The following is a 21,731-nucleotide window of genomic DNA, read 5'->3' as shown; positions in this document are numbered from 1 at the left end:
GGACCGCTACGAGCTGCTCTCGCACACGCGTGGCGGCAAGCCGTTCACCGGCGCGGGCTATACCGACATCAACGCTGTATTGCCGGCCAAGCTGATCATGGTGGCGATCGCGGTGATATGCGCGGCCGCTGTGTTCTCGGCGATCGCCCTGCGGGACTTGCGGATTCCCGCGATCGGGCTGGTGCTGTTGCTGCTGTCCTCGCTGATCGTCGGCGCAGGCTGGCCGCTGATCGTCGAGCAGATCAGCGTCAAACCCAATGCCGCGCAAAAGGAAAGCGAATACATCAGCAGAAGTATCACCGCGACACGGCAAGCTTACGGACTGACCGACGACGTCGTCACCTACCGCAACTACAGCGGCGACTCGCAGGCCACCGCCCAGCAGGTCGCGGCCGACCGGGCCACTACCTCCAATATCCGGCTGCTCGACCCCACGATCGTCAGCCCCGCGTTCACCCAGTTCCAGCAGGGCAAGAACTTCTACTACTTCCCCGACCAGCTGTCCATCGACCGCTACCTCGACCGTGACGGCAACCTGCGCGACTACGTTGTCGCCGCCCGCGAACTCAACCCCGACCGGCTGATCGACAACCAGCGGGACTGGATTAACCGGCACACCGTCTACACCCACGGCAACGGGTTCATCGCGTCACCGGCCAACACCGTCCGCGGTATTGCCAACGACCCCAACCAAAACGGGGGCTACCCGGAGTTCCTCGTGAATGTCGTCGGGGCCAACGGCACCGTGCTCTCCGACGGCCCGGCCCGGCTCGACCAGCCGCGCATCTACTTCGGGCCGGTGATCTCCAACACCGCAGCCGACTACGCGATCGTCGGCAAGAACGGCAAAGACCGCGAATACGACTACGAGACCAACACCGAAACCAAGAACTACACCTATACCGGCATTGGGGGAGTGCCGATCGGAAGCTGGTTGTCGCGCAGCGTGTTCGCGGCCAAGTTCGCCGAACGTAACTTCCTGTTCTCCAACGTGATCGGCTCCAACAGCAGGATCTTGTTCAACCGCGATCCCGCGCAGCGGGTCGAAGCGGTGGCGCCGTGGCTGACCACCGACAGCAGCGTCTACCCGGCGATCGTCAACAAGCGGCTGGTGTGGATCATCGACGGCTACACCACCCTGGACAACTACCCGTACTCAGAGCTGACCTCGCTGTCCTCGGCTACCGCCGACTCCAACGAGGTGGCGTTCAACCGGCTGGCCCCCGACAAACAGGTCTCCTACATCCGCAATTCGGTGAAGGCCACCGTCGACGCCTACGACGGAACTGTCACGCTATACGCCCAGGATGAGAAGGACCCCGTTCTCAAAGCGTGGATGAAGGTGTTTCCCGGCACCGTCAAACCCAAGAGCGAGATCACGGCCGAACTTGCCGAGCACTTGCGCTATCCGGAAGACCTGTTCAAGGTGCAGCGGATGCTGCTGGCCAAATACCACGTCAACGACCCGGTGACGTTCTTCTCCACGTCGGATTTCTGGGACGTGCCGCTGGACCCGAACCCGACCGCCAGCAGCTATCAGCCGCCGTATTACATCGTCGCGAAAAACCTTGCCAAGGACGACAATTCGGCGTCATACCAGCTGACCACCGCGATGAACCGGTTCAAGCGCGACTATCTGGCCGCCTACATCAGCGCCAGCTCTGATCCGGCGACCTACGGCAAGATCACCGTGCTGACCATCCCGGGACAAGTCAACGGTCCGAAACTGGCCAACAATGCGATCACCACCGACACCGCGGTGTCCCAGGACCTCGGGGTGATCGGGCGCGACAACCAGAACCGCATCCGGTGGGGCAATCTGCTCACCCTGCCGGTCGCCCAGGGTGGGCTGCTGTACGTCGAGCCGGTCTACGCCTCTCCGGGCGCCAGCGATGCTGCCTCCTCGTATCCGCGGTTGATCCGGGTAGCGATGATGTACAACGACAAGGTCGGCTACGGCCCCACGGTCAGCGACGCGCTCACTGGGATTTTCGGCCCGGGTGCGGGCGCCACCGCGACGGGGATCGCGCCGGCCGATGCTGGTGCGCCCCCCAGCCCGGCATCGGGTGCCCGGCCGCCCGCCGATTCGCTTCCTACGGCGCCCCCGCCACCGGCTGCAGCGGCCGTACCCCCGTCGCCCGACGGGGCCAGCAGCTTATCGGCCGCCAAGGCCGCCGCGCTGAAAGAGATTCAGTCGGCGATCGGTGCGGCGCGCGACGCGCAGAAGAAGGGCGACTTCGCCGCCTACGGCGCCGCATTGCAGCGCCTCGACGACGCCATCAACAAGTTCAACAGCACCAAGTAACGCGACGGATTTGGCCGCCGGCGCCGCCGGCCGCCATGGTGGCCCCGCGGCGCGAGCGGGCGTGTTTGTACGCCGACACGCCGTGAACCGTGGCAATTTGCGCCCGCTCGCCAACCCGTGAGGGCCGGCGCGGACCCTTGGCTTGCGCGATTTGGCTGCCGTGGCGGGTCTTCGGTAACCTGACATTTACCGACGCGGGGTGGAGCAGCTCGGTAGCTCGCTGGGCTCATAACCCAGAGGTCGCAGGTTCGAATCCTGTCCCCGCTACTAGGCAAAATGGCCCTCAGAGGACTCTCTGGGGGCCATTTTCATGCCCGACGGGAACACTTTTGGGAACATTCATAACGCTAACGATTCGTTGGAACGCGCACGGTGCGGGCTTACCGTTCGCGCATGAGCGACATCGGGACCATCGATTCCGAACTGCGATTGGCGGTGCTCTTCGCCGTGCGGCTCGAAGCGGGGCACGCCGCTGCCATCGATAGACGTGGCGGATGCGTTGCTGGATGATCGCTGGGTGCTGACCGAGCGGGCTACAATCCGCAACGGAAATTTTCTCAATCCCAGTGTGAGTAAGCGCCGCAGCGTTTAGGCTCTGGCCATTACGGAAAATTTTAGCCACGTGTGCTTGTTAACCGCAGGTACGTGAGCTAGCGCAACAACTATCAAACTACTAAGTGCGCCACCCGAAACCCCCACCAGTAGTGCAACTAACACTTTATGTTGAGGTGCTAATTGCCATCCTTGAAAAATCGGCATGGCGAATCCTTCATAGAGTCCGACCAACATAGCAAACGAGATAATTGGAAGTTTGGCCAACAAGAATCGCTGTTCTGTGGTAATTATTTGGATTCCCATGCGAGATGTGACATTTACCGTTAGCAAATAAATCGCACTAGTAATGATAACACCACCCGCGGCAGAGGCAAACCCAAAAACCATTAAACTCCCTATCGAGGAAAGTGCTAATACGCTGCCGATGCATTGCTGTATCCAAAAAATAATTGCTAATAACACACCTCCCCACAGCGCGATAACTAGTGGGCGGGCCACTTGCCTAATAATGGCATTATTAAGATAAATTTTTATGTTACGAAAAGCGATATAATTCAACAACAGGCAAATTGCTAACGTCCCGATATACCCTATAGACATCCCATAGATACCAACAATAACCATTTTTTGGGCAAATACTACGAGCTGCGCTGCCGCAGTCACATTGTGTTCAGTTGAGTTTACGCTGGGTCCATTTTCAGACAATAACGGCACTAAAGGAACCGTGACTCCTTCTAATAAAGCGAATATCCAGATCAAATGCCAAGAGAAGTTAACGTCAATTTTTAAATACCGCTCCTGCATAAATCTCCTGTTGCTCTATTGGCCTCGCGTACTCGCTCGGCCTAGGAAGTTGGCGGCGACGCAACCTACCGAGCGCCTTGTCAACAGGCAGGCGAACAGTAGATCACAGCGCAGTTACCGGCGATTTGGCGAAGGTCTGCCGAACTTGGCAAGTGTCCGTATTCGCGTCAGCCATGGACAGCAATTTATGCCCCATAGAGCAACGAACACACACTGGTCGGCATTGTTGGGGTTGCCCTGTGCTGACCCTCGGCTAAGCGCGAGCTGAGGGGCGGCGCTGCGCTCGAAGCACATCCAGCGGGGGTGGGGCAGGCCGATGAAGCACCCGAGACGTCGAGCGGAGCCGTCCCGCAAGGAGGCCAGGACCTTCGCCGCGGCTGCTGGTAACGCCGCTGGAATCACCAATCACACAGATGTAGAAAAACCGTACCGCCACGCAGCTGACCGCTATAACATCCAACTGGACAAATGTATAACAACCAGCGAGAAAGGACGCCGATGAAGAGCATCAAGAGCGCGCTAAGAGCTGTCGCACTTGCCGTAGTGCTGACCGCTGTGTTGCTGCTGTCGACGGGCTGTCTAGCAGCTGGGATGGGCGCCAGCATAGGCGGCGGCGGCGCGCTTATAACCGGATAACGGCGCGCGCCGCGTATGTAGAACCGCTGGCCGCGACGCCGAGATGGCGCTTGTCCTCATGGTCAGGATTGACCGCAGTCTCGGCTGAACGGAATTCGGCCAAGACGATGGGGCCGGTGACGCGGCGATGCGCGGTGACCGACAGGGCGTATCGGGCGTGGTCGTCGATCCAGCACAGGATTCGGTGTGGGTGTGATCGGCGAGCCACCAGTGGGCGAAGTCGGCTTGCCAGCGTTCGTTGGGTTGTTCGGCGGCAAATCTGATGTAGGAGGACTTGGGACGCCGCTGCGGTCTTGGTGTTACCCACCCTGCCGCGCGCAGGTGGCGATGGATGGAGTTGACCGCCATGACCAAGCCGTGGTGATGGCGAAGGTGCCAGGCGATGGTGTGCGGCCCGTGGTCGAGCCCTTTGCTGGCCGGTTTCTCCCATAGTTCGACGATCAAGTCGATGGTCGTCTGCGGTAGCCGCGTGGGGCTGGTGTGCGGGCCCCGTGAACGCGGCTCAAATCCGGCCTGTCCTTCCAGGCGTATCGCTTGACCAGCCGGCAATCCAGGACTGGGACACCCCGTAGGCACGGGCTACTTCAGATTGGCTGCGGCCCTCGATGAGGACGGCGGTGATGACCAGGCGAGCCTTCGACACCCACCGACAGTGGCGCTGCGACCTATTCGTATGTCTTGAGACACGCTATTCGCATGTCCTGGAACCACACACTGTCCCCGCTACTAAATGGAACGGCCCTCGGAAAATTCTCCGGGGGCCGTTTTTGTGTCTGATGGGTGTCAGTGCCACATGAGCACAGGGCCGACCGCCTGGCCACTGGGCGTAGTCGTCTGCTGGCGAGCGGCCGCAGACTGAGCGATGTGCCGGCGCTGGCGGCGTAAATCGCGCGTGATCCGCCGGCTGAGCACCCGGTCGTCGCGCCTGGTCAATGAGCGGCTGCGCTGGACCAAAACCTCCAATTGCTGCCAGCTGAGCCCGTCAAGGTCGCCGTCGGAGTCATGAGTGGCGACAACCACTCCGCCGCGGAGCAGCGGCACGGTTTTCGCCGTGAACCTGGTTGTCGCTAAGAGCAATTCGGTAGCACTACGGGTGGGCCGGCGTTGGCAGCGCCGCGTCGACGGGGTGAACCAGAAATCGAATTGTCCGTCGGTGCTGGTCAGACTTTCAAGACCACAGTCGTTAACCAGATCAGCTATGTCGGCCTTGCTGAAGGCACGGGTTTCATAGGCGACGCCAGTGGGGCTGAAGTACAGGACAGTGTTCATACAGATGTTCCATTCCACTCTTTCTTGGTTTGTCGTGGCGGGCCAGCAAGGCCGACCCTGTTACTAGAGTTACCCATGCGACGTTTGGGATAAACGTTTATAACAAAAGTGCCACTCCAGGTTTGAGCCGCTCGAGAAAGCTCATGCCGGCCAGGTCGCGCGCGAAGCGGCTGCGATGGCGATCTGCGCCTTCGAAGTGGCCTGCGGACGCGCGCGAAGGCATCAACTATGTCGCGAGGCAGCCCTCACCGCCGCCGGAGATCTGTAACGACTCGACGGTGGAACTGCGGCCTCGTCCCGTGCGGGACCCAACCCCGCTCTGCGGGAGGCTCGGCGTTGCCGCCTAACTTCCTCCGTATGTGGGCCCCGGCACGCCGTCGCGGTACGTCGTGCATTGCCCCGATGCGCCACCGGTGCAGCATGTCTCGATGAGAACCGGATCGGCACCCCAGTGAGGTTGTACCTCCTGCGACGTATATTGGCCGCCGGAGCTTTTACAGCTGTTTTCGACATCGGTTTGCGCGTGGGCAAGAGGTGCGGCCGAGATCATCGTGGCAACCGCCAGTGTGAAAGCGGCCGCAGGCATCGCGCTGAACACAAGACGTTTCATGCTCTCTTCAATATCACTTCACGCAGGGAATGTCATCGGCGGTCATCCGTGTGAGGTTGTTAGGCGTCGGTTCTCGCGTGCCGGTGCCGGTGGCGGGCACCGTGGTGACAGGCTCCCCGGTGGTTGTCGTCGGCGACGCCGACATGCGATGCGGGTAGTCAAAGCTGGTGAAATCGGTGCCCACCGTCAGTTGCACGGTGTCGGGGGCGACGGTGTCGGAGGCGGCGGCCGTGATATTCAGCTCATCCGCAAGTTCGGTCGCGGCCGTTTTCGCGCCGGGCCCGTAGGCGATCGTGCTCGTCTGCCTCGTGGACTCGGCGGTGCTGACCTTCCCCGCTGTGAAAGTATTTGTAGCTAACGACTTCTGCAGACTGGCAGCTTCTCCTTCTTTACCGGAGGCGTTGACCACGTCGAGCGTGACGCCGCCCGCCGACGGCAGCGCAGACTCACTCTCGCTTGTGGAAGCCGCCGCCGCGGGCGAATCGTTGCCGACCAGGTTGTGCACGATGGTGCGAATACCAGATACGTCGACGACATTGACGTCTTCGCCGTAGGAGGTTTCGGTGAAATCGGTGACAGGAAGCGTGTAGAGCGCGACCGGGCGATTCGGGTGCGCCGACGCGTTGCGCAGGAACTCCTCCAAGTTGAACCCCGCGTCGACGGCCACATTCTGCTTCGCGACGTCCAGGAGCTTGTGCAGCCGCTCGGGGTTAGACACCACCCCGCTACGGCGCAGCGCGCTGACCAGCGAGGCGATGAAGGCCTGCTGGCGGCGCGTTCGATCAAGGTCGGTGAACGCCGCGTTGTCGGCGTCTCGGCGTTGCCGCACGAACGCCATCGCCTGGGCCGCAGTGATCTGCTGGCGGCCCCGATGAAAGTCCGCCCCCGAGTAGTAGCGATCAGATGTGTCCTCGTTCAAGCACACAGTGATGGGTTCGACCACCTTGGCGATCTGAAAGAACCCCACCAGGGTGACCTCGATGAAGTGGTCGATCGGGACCTGCAGTAGACGCCTGACCGTGCTGATCTCGGCTTTGCGACCCCCCTCACGGGCGGTTTGTTCTTTGGTCGCGGGATCTTGCCTGTGGGCACCGGCGGTCCCGGACAGCGCGTTGGCCGATCCGTCCATCACGGCCTGGTAGGCCAGACGGTAGGCCTCCTTGACCTTGCCCCGGCAGTCCGACCGCGAGCATCCGGCCAGGTCGACATAGTCGTCGCGGGGAATCGAAACGGCCGTCGCGGGAGCGTCTCCGGCCGGCAAATGCAACAGGATGAGGGCATCTGCGTCGTTCTCGCCGGTATCTTCGTCACCTGCGTGCAGCGCGTCGTAGATTTCCGGCGACAAGGGCTGGCCTCGCTGGTCGCGACGACTATCCAGTCCCATGATGAGGATGTTTTGCTCGCTTCCGGTCGATTCCGGTTCACCGGCCAGCGCATCGGATCTGGTGATGCCAGCTGACGCGGTGCGATAGGCGCTCCACGCGATACCCGTAACGACGACCGCCACCGTCGACACCAGCGCGGCCAGCACCTTGGCGCCGACCACGATGGAGTGGTTGCGGTACCTACGATCCTGGATCCCGGACGTCGAACGAGCTTTTCCGTCGCCCGGGGCGTCCGCCCGATGTGTCATGACGAATCGGAGAATAGCCAGGTCGCCGGGCTTCTAACCACTGTTTGCCGAGGTGGCGGCCGTATGCGGGAAAGAGGCCCGCCGCCTGGTCGAGTTTGCTGAGCGATGCCGGTCGGGTAACCGCAGACATCAATCCGCAGCGACCGCAACGTCATTGCGCGAGTGGGACGAAGTGGAGGGTGAGGACCGTGCCGGTGCCGACGGTGGCAGTGGGACCAACGGAACAGCGCTGGCCTGATGTGCGGCGGATCGCTGTGCTGCGCGGCGGCGGGCTGGGCGACCTGCTGATGGCCGTTCCCGCGATGGAGGCGCTCAAGGCTGCCTATCCCGACGCCGAGCTGATGCTGCTGTGCGCGCCGCCGCACACCACGCTGCTGACCGCAAGGCCGTCGCCGGTGAGCCGTGCGCTGCCGCTACCGCCGATGCCCGGCATCTACGACCCCGGCAACGACGGCGGCGACCCGCCGGCCGAGGACGGGTTCTGGGACTGGATCCGACGCCACCCAATCGACTTGGGTGTCCAACTGCACGGCGGCGGCGGATCGTCGAATCCGTTCGTCAAGAGCCTGCGCCCCAAATGGACGGTCGGAGCGCGCGCCGACGGCGCCGAGCCGCTCACCCGATGGATCCCCTACCGGCTCTACCAGCATGAGGTATTGCGCTGGCTGGAAGTCGCAGGGCTGGCCGGGGCACCGCCGGTCAGGCTGGAACCGTCGATCGCAGTCACCGACGCCGACCGGCAGCGCGCGCACCAGGTTATGCCATGGTCTTCCGGTCCGGTGGTTGCTGTCCACGCGGGTGCTCGTGACGCCCGACGTCGTTGGCCCGCAGGGCATTTCGCGACTGTAGTGAGCCGCTGCGTGAACGACGGCGCCCGTGTGGTAATCGTGGGCACACCCCGCGAGCAGGAGCTGATGAGCGACATTGCCGAGCGGGCGCGCGCAATGCTGTGTGGCGCGGACGCCGATGCTGTCGCCATGTTGAGCGAGCTGAACCTTTCGGCGTTGTGCGGCGTATTGGCCCGCTGCGACGTGCTGGTGGGCAACGACAGCGGAGTTCGTCACTTGGCGAAGGCCGTCGGCACAGCCACGGTGGGCATCTTCTGGCTGCCCAACGTCTTTCACTACGCGCCGCTCGGCCGCTCGCGAGATCGGGTAGTGATGTCGTGGACCAGCCGCTGCCCCGTGTGCGACCAGGATTGCGTGTCTGCTGACCCGTGCAAGCATGACGTTTCGTTCGTGTCCGACGTCTCACCCGACGCGGTGATGGACGAGCTGCGCGACTTGTTGCGTTAACAGTCGACGGACGCCCGGATCCGCGCAATCGTCTCGGTGGTCGAATGATTGGCGACGTAGCCCAGCGTGCGGACCTCGCCGCCGTAGCTGCGCACTACGGGTGTCTCGGGCAGCATGTCGGCGGTGTAGTCGCCGCCTTTGACGTAGATATCGGGCCGTAGCAGCTGGATCAGCGACGCTGGTGTGTCGTCGTCGAACACCGTCACATAGTCCACGCAACTCAACTCGCCCAGCACCGCCGCCCGGTCGATCTCGTTGTTGATCGGTCGCGTCCAGCCCTTGAGTCGGCGCACGCTTTCGTCGCTGTTGATTGCCACGATCAGCACGTCGCCGGCCCCCTTGGCTTGCTTGAGATATGCGACATGTCCGCGGTGCAGCACGTCGAAGCAGCCATTGGTAAACACGATCCGGTGCCCGGCGCTGCGGTGGCGAGCGACCCTGCGCGCCAACGCATCCGACGAAATAGGTACGCCGCTGACCATCCGCTCGTCGAGCTCGGCTCTGCTACACACCGACGTGCCGGGTTGTGCGGTGACGACGTCGGCGGCGCGCTGGCCGTAGTCGGTGGCCTGCTCCGCCGACATCCCCTGTAACAGGCCGACCGTCATGGCGGCCGCGAACGTGTCGCCTGCGCCGGCGCAGTTCTCTTCCGGCGCGCGCTGAGCGGCGGTGCGGTATGGCGGGCGGTCGCCGTCGAGCAGCAGTACGCCCTCGCTGTCGAGGGTGACCACGACCGTGTCCGCCCCCGTCGCGTCCGCCAACTGGCGACGCTGTGCGACGAAGAAGTCGGCCCGCGCCTGGCCGTCCGGATTCGCATCCGGCAACAGCGCCATCGACTCCGCGGCGCTCGGTGTCGCAACATCGGGCCGCATCGACCGCCAGGCGCCCAGCCGGTGGCCGTCGACGACCAGCAGCGGCAGCCGGTGCCGCACCGCGTCGAGAGCGGCGAACACATGAGAATGCGCGACGTCGCCGCGATAGTCGCAGATCACGAGTGCGTCGGCGACATGCAGTGCCGCAGTGAGCTCATCGGCCAGCTGACGCGCTTCGGCCTCCGAAGCCAGGCGCGGATCGCCTTGATCGAAGCGCAGCAGCACGCGACTGGACGCGACGACGCGGCTTTTGCTTGGCGTCGTGCGTCCGGCCGCGCTCACCGCGTGCTCGGTGCCGACACCATCGCGGTGTAGTTCGCGCCGCAGCGAGCGGCCCACATCGTCGTTGCCGATGAGGGTCACGATCTCCGTCTGGGCGCCCAGCGCGGCGAGGTTGGCCGCGGTGTTGGCAGCGGCGCCGGGGCAAACACTGGATTGTTCGACGTCCACCACGGCAGCCGGGCCTTCCCGCGACAGTCGCCGACACGTCCCGGACAGCCACACGTCGAGCACGCCGTCGCCAAGCACCACCACCCGAGGCGGCGAGTTCGGTGAATTGCGTGGGTGCCGCATCAGATATCCCTCCGGCATAGTCCGAGGCCGGTCAACGGACTCGGGCCCGGCACCCGATGTGGGTTTCCGCGACACCGCAAGGCGAAACCGGTGTCTTGCGGCAGCCGCTTGTTTGACGGCCGGTTAGTGCGGGAATTTCGCGTCGGCGGGTCGTTTGGTGATCTAACACCTACCATGCAGTTGCCCGGCTAAACTTCCGGCATCGAGGTGCGGCAATGTCGCCGCATCCGAGGAGAGCGGTGATGAGTACTCGGCGATCGGCTCGGGGCAGCACAGCAGGCGCGCTGCCCGAGGTGCTGCCGCCCAGCCGCACCGTGAATGTCCGGGCCGCTGACGGTACCCGGTTGCACACCCAGGTGTTCGGGCCGCCGGACGGCTATCCCATTGTGCTGGCACACGGCATTACCTGCGCGATTCGGGTATGGGGATACCAAATCGCCGACCTGGCCGGCGACTACCGGGTGATCGCCTTCGACCATCGCGGCCACGGACGCAGCGGCGCCCCTGCGCGTGGCGGTTACAGCCTCAGCCACCTGGCCTCCGACGTCGATGCGGTGCTGCAGGCCACATTGGCGCCCGGGGAGCGTGCCGTGCTGGCCGGGCATTCGATGGGCGGCATCGCGATCGCGGCCTGGTCCGACCGCTACCGCCACAAGGTCGAGCACCGCGCCGACGCAGTTGCGTTGATCAACACCACCACCGGTGATCTGGTGCGCAAGGTGAACCTGGTGCCGCTTCCGCGGCAGTTGGCGGCGGCGCGTGTGCTGGCCGGCCGGCGCCTGATTGCCACGTTCGGTGGTTTTGCGGCGCCCAGCGTGATGCAGGGGCCGATCCGCGACTTCATCGCGATGCTGGCAGTCGGCGCCGACGCCGATCCGGCGGTTGCGGCGCTGATCTACGACTTGTTCACCGCGACCCCACCGGCTGCACGAGGCGGCTGCGCCAGGATGCTCGCCGACGGGTTGGGGCGCCGGCACATCAGCCTTGCCGGGCTGACCGTGCCGACGCTGGTGATCGGCAGCGAACGAGACCGGCTGACCCCGATCAGCCAGTCGCGCCGGATCGCTCGCTCCGCACCGAATCTCGTGGGACTCGTCGAACTGTCCGGTGGCCACTGCGCGATGCTAGAGCACCCCGCCGAGGTCAACCGGCAGCTACGAACCCTCGCGGAGACGGCCGCGAAATCGACTGGGGCGCGGCGGATCAGCTCATAGCCGCCCGGCCACCTCGGCGGCTGCCCGCTGCCCGGAGCGCACGGCGCCGTCGAGAAATCCGGTCCACTCGTCGGCGGTCTCCGTGCCGGCCCAGTGGATTCGCCCAACCGGCCGGCGTAACCATGGCCCGTAGCGGGTCCACGAACCCGGCGGCACCGCGGCAGTCGGGCCGCCTGCCGCGAATTCCTCTGCGGCCCAACGGTGATCGACATAGTCAAGCGGCTCCAGCGCCGCGTCGCCGAACAGCGCGGCGAAGCACTCCAGTGCCTGGCGGCGGCGCTCATTGAGCGGCAGCCCGTCGAATGTGCGGGCATCGGCAAACCCCAACAGGATGCCCGGCCCGCCGGGCTTCGGGCTGACGTCGAAGGTGATGAACACCGGGCCTTCGTCGCAGAGCGCTTGCCCGGAGCACCCGTCGGCCCGCCAAAACGGTGTCGGGTAGGCGGCGTAGGCCTTGCTCAGCCGCCCCTGTGGCCAACACGTCGCCAGTTGCTGGTATTCGACAGGAAGCGAAGGGACGAACTCGATAGCCCCCCGATGGGCCGGCGGGGTCGCGAAGACGACGAATCGTGCTTGCGCTCGGCCTTTTTCGGAATTGACCGTCACACCGGCGCTGTGCTGGTCGATGCGGCGGACCGCGGCGCCTAGCACGACGCGCTCGCCGAGCTCCGCGGCCGCCTTCTCGGCGATCTGCTGGGTACCGCCCGGGAAGCGGTCCTGCTGGGCGCCGCCTTCGACGTCGAGCAGCCGGTCCAGCCCACCTGCAGCGCGGACGTAGCGGGCCGCGTGCAGCATGGACACGTCGTCGGGTTCGCAGCCCCAGGTGACCCTGGCCATGATCGCCAGCAAGTCCCGCGCGGTGGCGCCCGCGTGCACCGAGCGCAGCCAACCGCCCAGCGACTGCCCGTCCAGTTGCGCCGCGCGTCGGGCGGCCCACGGCTCGCCCAGCGGCACCGTGCGCGCGATGCGTTCGAATTGCCAACGCACCCGGCCGATGTCAATAAGGCCGGGCAGCGACAGCTTCGGGATCGTCCCGTGATACGACCGGACCCGCCCGCGCCACCGGATCCGATTGGCGCCCTCGTGGTAGGTGGGCACCGTCGGAATTCCGAGCTCAGCGGCCAGCGTCAATACCGCATCCTGGGTCGGGCCGACGAAGGTGCCGCCCAGATCGACGGGTACGCCCGCGATGGCTCCGGTGTGCGAGCGTCCGCCTACCCGGTCACGGCCCTCGAGCACCAGCACGTCGTGGCCGCTGCGCGCCAGCTCACGAGCGGCGGTGAGCCCAGCGAAACCAGCGCCGACCACCACCACATCGGCATCCCACTGCTGCATGCCGCTAGTCAACCGCATGCCCGCGGCCGCGCAAGGCGCTAGTCGCGCATCTTGAGCACGACCTTGCCCTTGGCGCTGCGGTTTTCCAGCGCCGCGATCGCGTCAGCGGCTCGCTTCAGCGGGTAGACCTCGGGCTGCGGCGCGGCTATCGTGCCCGCCGCCAGCAGCGGCTGCAGCTCCGACCACTGGTGGGCGAGATAACCCGGATGCGACATTGCCCAGGCTCCCCAGCCCACGCCGACCGCGTCAAGGTTGTTGAGCAGCAAGCGGTTCACCTTCACCGTCGGAATGTCGCCGCCGGTGAAGCCCACCACCAAAAGCCGGCCTCCAGGAGCCAGCGAGCGCAGGGAGTCGGTGAACCGGTCACCGCCGACTGGGTCGACCACGATGTCGACGCCGCGTCCACCGGTCATCTCACGGACCGCGTCTTTGAACCCGTCGGCCAGCACGACGTCGGTTGCACCGGCCGCCCTGGCGATGTCGGCCTTGTCCTGCGTGCTGACCACCGCGATGGTTCGCGTCGCGCCCAGTGCGGGCGCCAACCGCAGCGCCGATGTGCCGATGCCACCGGCCGCGCCGTGCACCAACACCGTTTCCCCGTCGCTCAGCCGGCCGCGTTGGGTCAACGCGAAATGCACGGTGAGGTCGTTGAACAGCAGCCCGGCGCCGGCCTCGAACGAAACGGTGTCCGGCAACGCGAACACCTGCTCGGGCGGCAACGCGATGACCTGCGCCATCCCGCCGCTGAGCATGGTCAGCGCAGCGACCCGATCCCCTGCGCTGACGTGCGCTCCGGGGGGCGCACTGCGCACGACGCCTGCCGCCTCGGCGCCGGGCACAAATGGCAGCTCCGGCTTGTGCTGATAAAGCCCGCGGGTCAAAAGCGCGTCGGGAAACGCGACACCGGCCGCATACACATCGACGACGACGGCGCCATCGCCGGCCGGCTCGTCGAGCTCCACGACCTGCACCGTTTCAGGACCGTCGAGCCGGGAAATCTGTACCGCACGCATCCGTCACCTCTTCCTGTCAGATGTGAACCTAGTCTGGTAGGTGCAGCTACCACTCGGACGAGGGAGCTTTCTCGATGACCGACGATCCGTTCTTCGACGTGGTGATCATCGGTGCCGGCATCTCGGGAATCGGCGCCGCCTACCGGATCCGGGAGCGCAACCCGCAGCTTCGCTTCCTGATCTTGGAGCGACGGGATCGCCTCGGCGGCACCTGGGACCTGTTCCGCTACCCGGGAGTGCGGTCCGACAGTGACATCTACACGCTGTGCTTCCCATGGGAGCCGTGGACCCGCCCGGAGATGATCGTCGACGGCGAGCACATCTGGCAGTACCTCGACGACACCGCCCACAAGCACCACATCGACGAGCACATCCGCTTTAACACCTACGTGCGGTCGGCCGACTGGGATTCGAGCAGCGACACCTGGGTAATTCGGGCCGAACAAGACGGTGTCGAGATGACGTACCGGTGCCGGTTCGTGTTCTTCGGCACCGGCTACTACGACTACGACAATCCGTATACCCCGACATTTCCCGGCATCGAGGATTTCACCGGCGAGGTGGTGCACCCGCAGCATTGGCCGGAGTCACTCGACTACACGGGTAAGCGCTGCGTGGTGATCGGCAGCGGGGCCACTGCGGTCAGCCTGATTCCCTCGCTTTGCGAACAGGCGGCTCATGTGACGATGCTGCAGCGCACGCCGTCGTACATGATCTCCGCGCCCAAGGTCGAGCCGACGGCCGTCGCGATGCGAAAATGGTTGCCGCTGAAGGTTGCTCACTGGCTTGTGCGCTGGCGCAACGCGCTCGTCGCCGTGCTGCTGTGGGAGGTGTCGCGCCGTGCCCCGGAGGTGATGAAGCGGCAGATTCGCCGCATCGCCGAGCGCAACCTGCCCGAGGGCTACGACATCGACACCCATTTCCGCCCGCCGTACAACCCGTGGGATCAGCGCATGTGTTTCCTCGTGGGCGCCGATTTATACAAGTTGATTAGCGACGGTGCGGTCGACGTCGTCACCGACCACATCGACCACATGGACGCGACCGGCATCGTGTTGAAGTCCGGTCGGCACCTCGACGCCGATGTGATCATCACCGCGACGGGGCTGCAGCTGCAGGCGCTGGGCGGCATCACGCTCAGCCTCGACGGCGAAAAGATCAACCCGCATGATCGCTTCGTCTACAAGCGACACATGTTGGAGGACGTGCCCAACGCAGCCTGGTGTGTGGGCTACGTCAACGCGTCTTGGACATTGGGCGCCGACATGACAGCGCAATCGGTGGCAAAGCTGTTGGAATACATGAACTCTCACGGCTACACCCACGCGTATCCGCACCTAGGCGACGCCGAGATGCCAGAACAGCCGACGTTGAACTTGCAGTCCGGGTACGTGCTGCGCGCCCTGGATGTGCTGCCGAAGTCGGGCACCCGTCGTCCATGGGTGGTCAGCCACGACTTCCTGCGCGACGTGGTCGACTACCGGCTGCGGCCGATCGACGATCACCACATGGTGTTCGGTCGTGTGACGGTTGACGAAGCGCGGCAATCCGCCTAAGCCGCACGTTCACCCGCCGAGCGTGGAGTTGTCGCACACATTTCCATCAATTCCGTGCAATAACTCCACGTTGGGCGCCTAAGGCGCGACCGTCAGCCAGTCTTTGAAGCCCGAAGGGTCGTGGCGGCCAAGCACTCCGTGCTCGTAAAGCCCCCAGCCCTCGACCGGCTCGCCGTCACCGTCGCGGCACAGCGCGTGGCCGACATGGTCGATCACTCCGAACCCCGACCGCCCGATGATCGCCGGGTCTGTCATGTCGTAGGTGAGCCGCTCGGTGAACTTCTCGCCTTTCCACATGCCGTGCAGCCAATCCGAATCTCCGCCGTAGCCGCCGCCGACGTGGATCGGCACCGGCAGTTTGGATTCGACGTCGAAGCGCACTGGTGTGCCATCGGCGGTGCTGGCCTCGATCGTCGCTCCGGTCGGAATACGGGTGCCGGACCGGTACTTTGTGCTAACCCGCGGCCAGCCGAGCTGTTCGACGCGGCCGTCGCGCCAGACCCGGGTGCAGTCGTTGAGCGAGCGAAACCCGTTGGGCTCCTCCTGGATTATCAGCACGACGGCGAAGTCGTCGAACGCCATCGGCATGTACAGCCACCACATGCCCTCGAACGGCGGGTCGGCGGGCCGGCCGGCCGGTTCCGGTTCGCCGACTGGCCGGATGCCCCACGAGCGGTCGCGGCTGCCGATCCACGTCGCCGGGTCGACGGTAATCTCCTCACCGTCCACGGCAATCCGGCCGCTCCAACTGCCCAGCTGGGCAAACCGTTGCGCGTCGAGCGTGATTCGGTTACCGGAGCGCAGCACGTGCGGCTGTTCCTGGACCACGTCGAACAGGCCCCGCCATGTCAAATCGACCGCGATGCCTTCGGTTTCCGCGAGAATCACCCGCAGCTGCCGAAGCGGCTCGATCACCTCGATCCGGTAGGCGCCGACATGCTGGTTGAGCCGGTCCTGGTCGATGGCGTCGGAGAGGTGCACAGCGGTCTGGGTGTCCCCGCGGCGGACCAGCACGAAGGCGTCCTTGGCGCCGAGGTTGGGGTAGTAGCCGATTCCGGTGATGAGGAAGATGTTGCCGGTTCGGTCGTGGGCGTTGAGGTAGGAGCGGTCGTAGAAGTTGCGGTCGGACGAGCCCGCCCACGCGATCGGCTGCGGAAGCTGATGTACCGGGAACTCATCAAGTGGTCCGAGCATCAATTACCCTCTCCCATTAGGCGTTTCAGCAGCGAAGCGTGGTAGAACAGTGATTCGACATCGTGGGGTTTCTCGACCTCACCGAAGTGCACTCGCCGCGCACCTGTGCGCATGAATACACACGCCCACATCACGCCCGAATACACGTAAAACCAGTGCAGGTCGCCGAGTTCGATGCCGGTGAGCCGCCGATAGGTGGCGCGAACGTCGTCCTCCCGCAACACCTCTGGGAGACCGGTCAGCCCTGCCAGAGCGGCGAGCTCCTGGAACACCATGTGCGCGAAGATCATCCACGCCACGTCCAGTTCACGCGGTCCCAGCGTCACCATCTCCCAGTCCAGGACCGCCACCGGCCGGAAATCGCGATACAGCACATTGCCTATCCGGGCGTCGCCCCACAGCAGCACCGTCTCGCCGGCCGCCGCCTCGTCGGGCCAGTGCGCCTGCAGCCAGTCGAAAGCGCGTTCCAGCAGCGGCGAGCGCCCGATATCGGGGACCGCGAAGTCGTACCAGGAGCGCACCCAGTCGAAGTGGCGGCGCAGCGCGGCCCCCGCCCCGCTGGACAGGAATCCAAACGTCTTGTCCGCGTCGCGAATCGAGTGCAGCTTGGCCAACACCGCGACGGTGGAGTCCTGCAGTTCGCGCTGGCGCTCGGCCGGAGCGTCGGCGAACCAGTTGTTGCCGAACGTGTAGGGCATGACGTCGGGCGGCACCTGACCATCGACGTGATCCATCACAAAGAAAGGTGTTCCGAGCACGTCGCCGGTGGGTTCGAGCCAGCGCACGGAAGGCACTGGGATGTCGGTGAGCTCACCGACGTTTCGGATCACGTCGAACTGGTGGTCCAGCCGATACGACGGGAACACCGGAACGTCCGCGGCGGTCGGGGCCACCCGCGCGACCAGCTTCTGGTCCATCCGCTGTCCGTCCTGGTGCCAGCGCGCGGTGAAGATGATGGTCTCCGACGACATCCCCGTCGCATCCACGCCGCTTTCCACGGTGACCTGCGGGGTGACGCCGCCGGGCAGTACGGTCGACAGCCAGCGCGACAGCACCGCCGGCAGCCTAGTGATGTCGCGGCTGGAACGTTGGAGTCGGCTGACGTTGTCGATAGCCGGTTCAGTTGGCACAGACGCCTCCTCGACGAGGCAATTACGATACGGTGGGTAGCGTTATGAAAGCAGACCCGACCACTGTTGACAAGGCCCCTGGCGCGGGACGCCCCCGGGATCCTCGCATCGACGCTGCCATATTGGCGGCCACCGCGGAACTGCTTGTCCAAATCGGCTATTCGAACCTCACGCTGGCGGCCGTGGCCGAGCGCGCCGGAACCACCAAGACAGCGCTGTATCGCCGGTGGTCCAGCAAGGCCGAACTGGTGCACGAGGCCGCGTTCCCGGCGGCGCCCACCGCGCTGGCCGCTCCGGCTGGCGATGTGGCGGCTGACGTTCGGGCGATGATCGCCGCCACCCGCGACGTGTTCACCAGCCCGGTGGTGCGGGCCGCGTTGCCCGGGTTGGTCGCCGACATGACCGCCGACGCCGAGCTCAACGCCCGAGTGATGTCGCGCTTCGCCGACCTGTTCGCCGCGGTGCGGCGACGATTGCGTGACGGCGTTGAGCGTGGCGAGGTGCACCCCGATGTCGACCCGGACCGGCTGATCGAGTTGATCGGGGGAGCGACGCTGTTACGACTGCTGCTGCGCCCGGACGAAGAGCTCGACGACGCGTGGGTGGACCAAACGAGCGCGATCGTGGTCCACGGCGTCAAAGTCGGGTCAGTCCGGTGACGGGGCGACTCGACGGGCGCGTCGCGATCGTCACCGGCGCCAGCCGCGGACCGGGCGCACGATCGGGCATCTGCAGGTTCTCGACGGCAGCTTCCGGCCTTACCAGCACACTGTCGCCTGGCGCTGACGCTGCTTGTCATACCGCTGCGCAATACTCACGACGTTCACCCAATCCAATCGGACGAAGGGACGCCCACCATGGCCAACGTCGTGAACTATTTCGAGGTCGGCACACCCGATGTCGGCGCTACGACGGCTTTCTACAACGGGTTGTTCAACTGGCAGATCGGCGACTCCGGCGACTACCGCATGATCGACGGCGACAAGGGCGGGGTGTGGGACACCTCGACCATGGGCGGCGGCTCCTGGGCCATCTTCTATGTCCAAGTCGACGACGTGCACGCCACCATCGACAAGGCCACGCAGCTTGGCGCCACGGTGGTCGTGCCGTTCACCGACAACGGCCCCCTCGAGTTCGCGCATCTGCAGGACCCGCACGGTAATCGGTTCGGGGTCTGGCGGCCCAAAGGCTAAGGCGCCCGCTCACTTTTCCTCTTCGTCGGGCGGATCGGGGCCTCCCCGCAGAAGTTCGTCGGGATGGTGGGCGTGATTGATCTGGGGTGGACCGCTGCCGTCGGTCCAGCCGAGTCGGCCACTCGCCGTGACCTGCGTGCGACGCTCGCCGCGGCTTGCCATGCCGTGGTGGCAGCCGCAGCCGAAGTACAGCTTGTCAGCGTCGGTCCGACCGCCGTGCGCCCAGTCCGGCGAATGATGAACCTCGCAGTGATAGCCCGGTTCCAGACAGTTGGGATGAGTGCAGCCGCGATCGCGCGCATAGCAGATCAGCCGCTGGTCGGCAGTGGCGATCCGACTTTGCCGTCCTAGGTAAAGCGGACGCTCCGTGTGGTTGTCGAACACCGCAAGATAGTGAATTGCCTTGGCGGCCAGACGGATCAGATCGCGCATCGGCAACCGAGACCCACCGCCGGTGCGTGCGGGTGCTGGCATCTGGATCGACGGGTCAGCCACGGCCTGGGCAGCCTGGTGAAGTTCCGTCAGCGTGGTCGTGACGATCACGGTGACGGGATGGCCGCGGTGCAGACCGAGCTTGCCGGAGGCGTTTGCGGCTTCCAGCCCGAGTTTCAGCGCGTCGTGGCAGCGCTGGGCGGGGGTGCGGTTATCGCGCTGCTCGGGATCGGTTTCGGATCGGTGGCGGCCGGGCCGCACCGCCGCTTCGATGGCCTCGAAATAGGCCCGAGTCTCGGGATCGATCAGCCCGCTCAGCTGTGACATCCCGTCAGGCCCTTGCGGGCCCAAGCGCAGGCCGCGGCGGCGGGCACGGTCGTTGTCGTCGAAGTGACCGTCGGGGTTGAGGTAGTCGGCGATGCGTTGGCCCAACTTGGCGACGATGCCGGCGTCGAGTTTGGTTGCATGCAGGACCAGCGTGCGCTCGGCATTTGCCGCATCCGACGGCGAAACGCAGCTGGGCAGTTCGTCGACCGCTCGGCACACCGCGCGGATGTGGTCCTCGCCGACGGTGCCCGCCTCAACCGCGGCCGCTAACTCGGGTAGCTCCGGCGGTACCGGGGCACCGGTCAGCGAGCGGCGAGGCCGGATCCGTGCCGCGAGCTTGAAGCGTCGGGTGATTTCTTTCGGCGTGATCCGCAGCCGCGTCCAGAGCATGTCGCGAACCGCCGGTACAGCGGCGGTCTCGTCTGGCGGGTCGGCGATCTCGCCGAAGAACCGGTACATCAGGCCGCGGTTGACGCGATGTTGGGTCTCCAACCGCTCGGCGACGTCGACGCGGAATTTGTTGCCCACCACCGTCGAGGGCATGTCACGCAAAACGTTGTGGGCAGCGTCGATGGCGTCGAGAGCGGCAGTGATTCGCTCTCGTGCCTGCGCGGCGCTGACCCGTGGACCCATGCCTCGAAGCTATGGAGCAATGGTGACAAATCCGATGGCCGCAACGTCTCCCGACAAAAGTTGTGAATGAACGCGCAACTGTGGATAACCTCGGCCAACCCGGCACCGCCAGACGCCGATATATCGGTACGGCAAGTTACGGTGCGCGATTCCGACTCCTGCGCTCGGCGCGTGCGAGCCGCAATGCTTGGATCAGTCCATGGCCGATGACGCCGAACTGCCTCGTGTGGTGAGCGCTAGCCGCGAGATCGCCGCGGCGGCGGAAACGATTTTCGAGTTGATCGCCGATCCGTCCCAGCAGCCCCGGTGGGACGGCAATGACAACCTCGCCGAAGCTCCACCCGGGCAGCGCGTTCGGAACGTCGGAGACGTCTTCATCACGAAGCTCACCCTGGGCAGCATCCGCGAGAACAGCGTTGTGGAGTTCGAAGAGGGCCGACGCATCGCCTGGCGGCCCGCCGAAGAGGGCCGGCGGCCACCGGGACACCTCTGGCGATGGGAGCTGGACCCCATCGACAAAACCCACACGCGGGTTACCCATACCTACGACTGGACACGGCTGACCGATCGCAACCGCATTCCCCGCGCCCGGCGCACGACGCCGGAGAGGCTACGGGCGTCGCTGGATCGCCTCGCCGAGATGGCCGAGCGCGGATAGCTGCAGCCCAAGGCCCCGCCGGGCAACTGCCGCTATTTGCTGGCGATGCGGACAGCTGACGTGCAAGTATGGGGCAACGCCGATGCCGCAACGGCGTCAGGCAACCGGTTGAGTGGTGTGCCAATGCGTGACAAGGCGACGGGGCGCGTGGTCGCCGTGATCGTGCTGTTGGTGGTCGTCGCTGCGTCGTTGCGCGGATATATCCCTCAGCATGGACGCGCGCGCGGTCAGGCGCCGAGCAGCCCGCTCAGCATGGTCATCGTGATTGCGCTGTTGACGGTGACTCTGGCGATCACGGTGATCGCACTTATTACCCGGTTGCAGGATCCGCGCAAAGTGGCAAGCGGTGCCGGTGCTCTGCCAGATGCGCTCGGTGGTGGCAAAGGACGGCCGAGCTGGCGCGTGGTGCTGGTGGCGCTGGCAGTGCTCATCGTGTGGCTGGCGATCGTCTGGGCACTGACCCGGTTGCTCGCCGGCCACGACACCGTTCAGCT

General features: G+C 65.1%; 17 protein-coding genes, 1 tRNA gene and 1 pseudogene. 9 read left to right on the top strand and 10 right to left on the bottom strand.

Translation table 11 applies throughout. The features are described 5' to 3' along the window. Both VFA16_RS17190 and VFA16_RS17185 read left to right on the top strand, forming a co-directional pair. Positions 1-2,305, top strand: a 2,305-nt coding sequence (locus VFA16_RS17190; RefSeq protein ID WP_324968975.1) for a UPF0182 family protein, incomplete at its 5' end; no start/stop codon positions are given. 193 nt (positions 2,306-2,498) lie between these two features. Next, a tRNA-Met gene (locus VFA16_RS17185) sits at positions 2,499-2,572 on the top strand. A 321-nt stretch (positions 2,573-2,893) separates the two neighbouring features. Here the strand turns inward: VFA16_RS17185 and VFA16_RS17180 are convergent. From VFA16_RS17180 to VFA16_RS17165, 4 genes are all read right to left on the bottom strand, one after another. Further along, positions 2,894-3,664 (bottom strand): hypothetical protein, encoded by a 771-nt coding sequence (locus tag VFA16_RS17180; RefSeq protein ID WP_324968974.1) that lies wholly within the window; start codon positions 3,662-3,664, stop codon positions 2,894-2,896. Between the two features lie 622 nt (positions 3,665-4,286). Continuing rightward, complete coding sequence (locus tag VFA16_RS17175; RefSeq protein WP_324968973.1) at positions 4,287-4,508, bottom strand: hypothetical protein; 222 nt, start codon at positions 4,506-4,508, stop codon at positions 4,287-4,289. Between the two features lie 575 nt (positions 4,509-5,083). Next, on the bottom strand, positions 5,084-5,569 hold the full coding sequence (locus tag VFA16_RS17170; RefSeq protein ID WP_324968972.1) for a hypothetical protein: 486 nt from the start codon (positions 5,567-5,569) through the stop codon (positions 5,084-5,086). Between the two features lie 623 nt (positions 5,570-6,192). Then, entirely contained in the window at positions 6,193-7,812 is a 1,620-nt protein-coding gene (locus VFA16_RS17165) for an LCP family protein (protein WP_324968971.1), read from the bottom strand. 188 nt (positions 7,813-8,000) lie between these two features. Here VFA16_RS17165 and VFA16_RS17160 point away from each other — a divergent pair, with 188 nt between their 5' ends. Beyond that, the gene (locus VFA16_RS17160; RefSeq protein ID WP_324968970.1) at positions 8,001-9,107 is read left to right on the top strand and encodes a glycosyltransferase family 9 protein; all 1,107 of its coding nucleotides are present in this window, start codon (positions 8,001-8,003) and stop codon (positions 9,105-9,107) included. On the opposite strand, the gene rfaE2 is transcribed toward VFA16_RS17160, so the two are convergent. After that, entirely contained in the window at positions 9,104-10,552 is a 1,449-nt protein-coding gene (gene rfaE2 / locus VFA16_RS17155; protein WP_324968969.1) for a D-glycero-beta-D-manno-heptose 1-phosphate adenylyltransferase, read from the bottom strand. The two genes, VFA16_RS17160 and rfaE2, sit on opposite strands and share 4 nt — an antisense overlap. Positions 10,553-10,794: 242 nt before the next feature. Here rfaE2 and VFA16_RS17150 point away from each other — a divergent pair, with 242 nt between their 5' ends. Beyond that, positions 10,795-11,766: an alpha/beta hydrolase gene (locus VFA16_RS17150; protein ID WP_324968968.1), complete on the top strand. Its 972-nt coding sequence runs from the start codon at positions 10,795-10,797 to the stop codon at positions 11,764-11,766. On the opposite strand, the gene VFA16_RS17145 is transcribed toward VFA16_RS17150, so the two are convergent. Continuing rightward, positions 11,761-13,101 (bottom strand): flavin monoamine oxidase family protein, encoded by a 1,341-nt coding sequence (locus VFA16_RS17145; RefSeq protein ID WP_324968967.1) that lies wholly within the window; start codon positions 13,099-13,101, stop codon positions 11,761-11,763. The genes VFA16_RS17150 and VFA16_RS17145 overlap by 6 nt on opposite strands. 38 nt (positions 13,102-13,139) lie before the next feature. After that, positions 13,140-14,114, bottom strand: coding sequence for an NADPH:quinone oxidoreductase family protein (locus VFA16_RS17140; protein WP_324968966.1), 975 nt, complete (start codon positions 14,112-14,114; stop codon positions 13,140-13,142). A 74-nt stretch (positions 14,115-14,188) separates the two neighbouring features. Between VFA16_RS17140 and VFA16_RS17135 the strand changes: the two genes are divergently transcribed. Next, positions 14,189-15,670 carry an NAD(P)/FAD-dependent oxidoreductase gene (locus tag VFA16_RS17135; RefSeq protein WP_324968965.1) on the top strand — a complete coding sequence of 494 codons (1,482 nt, stop codon included), beginning with the start codon at positions 14,189-14,191 and terminating at the stop codon, positions 15,668-15,670. A gap of 78 nt (positions 15,671-15,748) precedes the next feature. Here VFA16_RS17135 and VFA16_RS17130 read toward each other — a convergent pair whose 3' ends face one another. Together VFA16_RS17130 and VFA16_RS17125 are read right to left on the bottom strand one after the other, a co-directional pair. Continuing rightward, a complete protein-coding gene (locus tag VFA16_RS17130) occupies positions 15,749-16,864 on the bottom strand; it encodes a hypothetical protein (RefSeq protein ID WP_324968964.1) in 1,116 nt (371 codons plus the stop codon). After that, the gene (locus VFA16_RS17125) at positions 16,864-17,994 is read right to left on the bottom strand and encodes a phosphotransferase family protein (RefSeq protein ID WP_324968963.1); all 1,131 of its coding nucleotides are present in this window, start codon (positions 17,992-17,994) and stop codon (positions 16,864-16,866) included. Before VFA16_RS17125 ends, VFA16_RS17130 begins: the two co-directional genes overlap by 1 nt. Before the next feature lie 44 nt (positions 17,995-18,038). Between VFA16_RS17125 and VFA16_RS17120 the strand changes: the two genes are divergently transcribed. Both VFA16_RS17120 and VFA16_RS17115 read left to right on the top strand, forming a co-directional pair. Beyond that, positions 18,039-18,653, top strand: coding sequence for a TetR/AcrR family transcriptional regulator (locus tag VFA16_RS17120; protein WP_324968962.1), 615 nt, complete (start codon positions 18,039-18,041; stop codon positions 18,651-18,653). 198 nt (positions 18,654-18,851) lie between these two features. After that, positions 18,852-19,187 (top strand): VOC family protein, encoded by a 336-nt coding sequence (locus VFA16_RS17115; RefSeq protein WP_324968961.1) that lies wholly within the window; start codon positions 18,852-18,854, stop codon positions 19,185-19,187. Between the two features lie 9 nt (positions 19,188-19,196). Here VFA16_RS17115 and VFA16_RS17110 read toward each other — a convergent pair whose 3' ends face one another. Then, positions 19,197-20,579 carry an HNH endonuclease signature motif containing protein gene (locus tag VFA16_RS17110; RefSeq protein ID WP_324968960.1) on the bottom strand — a complete coding sequence of 461 codons (1,383 nt, stop codon included), beginning with the start codon at positions 20,577-20,579 and terminating at the stop codon, positions 19,197-19,199. Positions 20,580-20,778: 199 nt separating this feature from the next. Between VFA16_RS17110 and VFA16_RS17105 the strand changes: the two genes are divergently transcribed. Beyond that, complete coding sequence (locus VFA16_RS17105) at positions 20,779-21,237, top strand: SRPBCC family protein (RefSeq protein ID WP_324968959.1); 459 nt, start codon at positions 20,779-20,781, stop codon at positions 21,235-21,237. A 45-nt stretch (positions 21,238-21,282) separates the two neighbouring features. After that, a pseudogene (locus VFA16_RS17100) lies at positions 21,283-21,731 on the top strand (hypothetical protein); the annotation flags it as partial.

The sequence above is a fragment of the Mycobacterium sp. genome (assembly GCF_035653355.1).
Taxonomy (GTDB): Bacteria; Actinomycetota; Actinomycetes; order Mycobacteriales; family Mycobacteriaceae; genus Mycobacterium.
The sequence above is the reverse complement of the archived record's forward strand: the minus strand, read 5'-3'. Positions and strand labels throughout refer to the sequence as shown.

Coding starts and splice junctions, on each gene's coding strand:
- VFA16_RS17180 (WP_324968974.1), bottom strand. CDS start 3,664: ATGCAGGAGCGGTATTTAAAAATTGACGTTAACTTCTCTTGGCATTTG.
- VFA16_RS17170 (WP_324968972.1), bottom strand. CDS start 5,569: ATGAACACTGTCCTGTACTTCAGCCCCACTGGCGTCGCCTATGAAACC.
- VFA16_RS17165 (WP_324968971.1), bottom strand. CDS start 7,812: ATGACACATCGGGCGGACGCCCCGGGCGACGGAAAAGCTCGTTCGACG.
- rfaE2 (WP_324968969.1), bottom strand. CDS start 10,552: ATGCGGCACCCACGCAATTCACCGAACTCGCCGCCTCGGGTGGTGGTG.
- VFA16_RS17150 (WP_324968968.1), top strand. CDS start 10,795: ATGAGTACTCGGCGATCGGCTCGGGGCAGCACAGCAGGCGCGCTGCCC.
- VFA16_RS17145 (WP_324968967.1), bottom strand. CDS start 13,101: ATGCAGCAGTGGGATGCCGATGTGGTGGTGGTCGGCGCTGGTTTCGCT.
- VFA16_RS17140 (WP_324968966.1), bottom strand. CDS start 14,114: ATGCGTGCGGTACAGATTTCCCGGCTCGACGGTCCTGAAACGGTGCAG.
- VFA16_RS17135 (WP_324968965.1), top strand. CDS start 14,189: ATGACCGACGATCCGTTCTTCGACGTGGTGATCATCGGTGCCGGCATC.
- VFA16_RS17130 (WP_324968964.1), bottom strand. CDS start 16,864: ATGCTCGGACCACTTGATGAGTTCCCGGTACATCAGCTTCCGCAGCCG.
- VFA16_RS17120 (WP_324968962.1), top strand. CDS start 18,039: ATGAAAGCAGACCCGACCACTGTTGACAAGGCCCCTGGCGCGGGACGC.
- VFA16_RS17115 (WP_324968961.1), top strand. CDS start 18,852: ATGGCCAACGTCGTGAACTATTTCGAGGTCGGCACACCCGATGTCGGC.
- VFA16_RS17110 (WP_324968960.1), bottom strand. CDS start 20,579: ATGGGTCCACGGGTCAGCGCCGCGCAGGCACGAGAGCGAATCACTGCC.
- VFA16_RS17105 (WP_324968959.1), top strand. CDS start 20,779: ATGGCCGATGACGCCGAACTGCCTCGTGTGGTGAGCGCTAGCCGCGAG.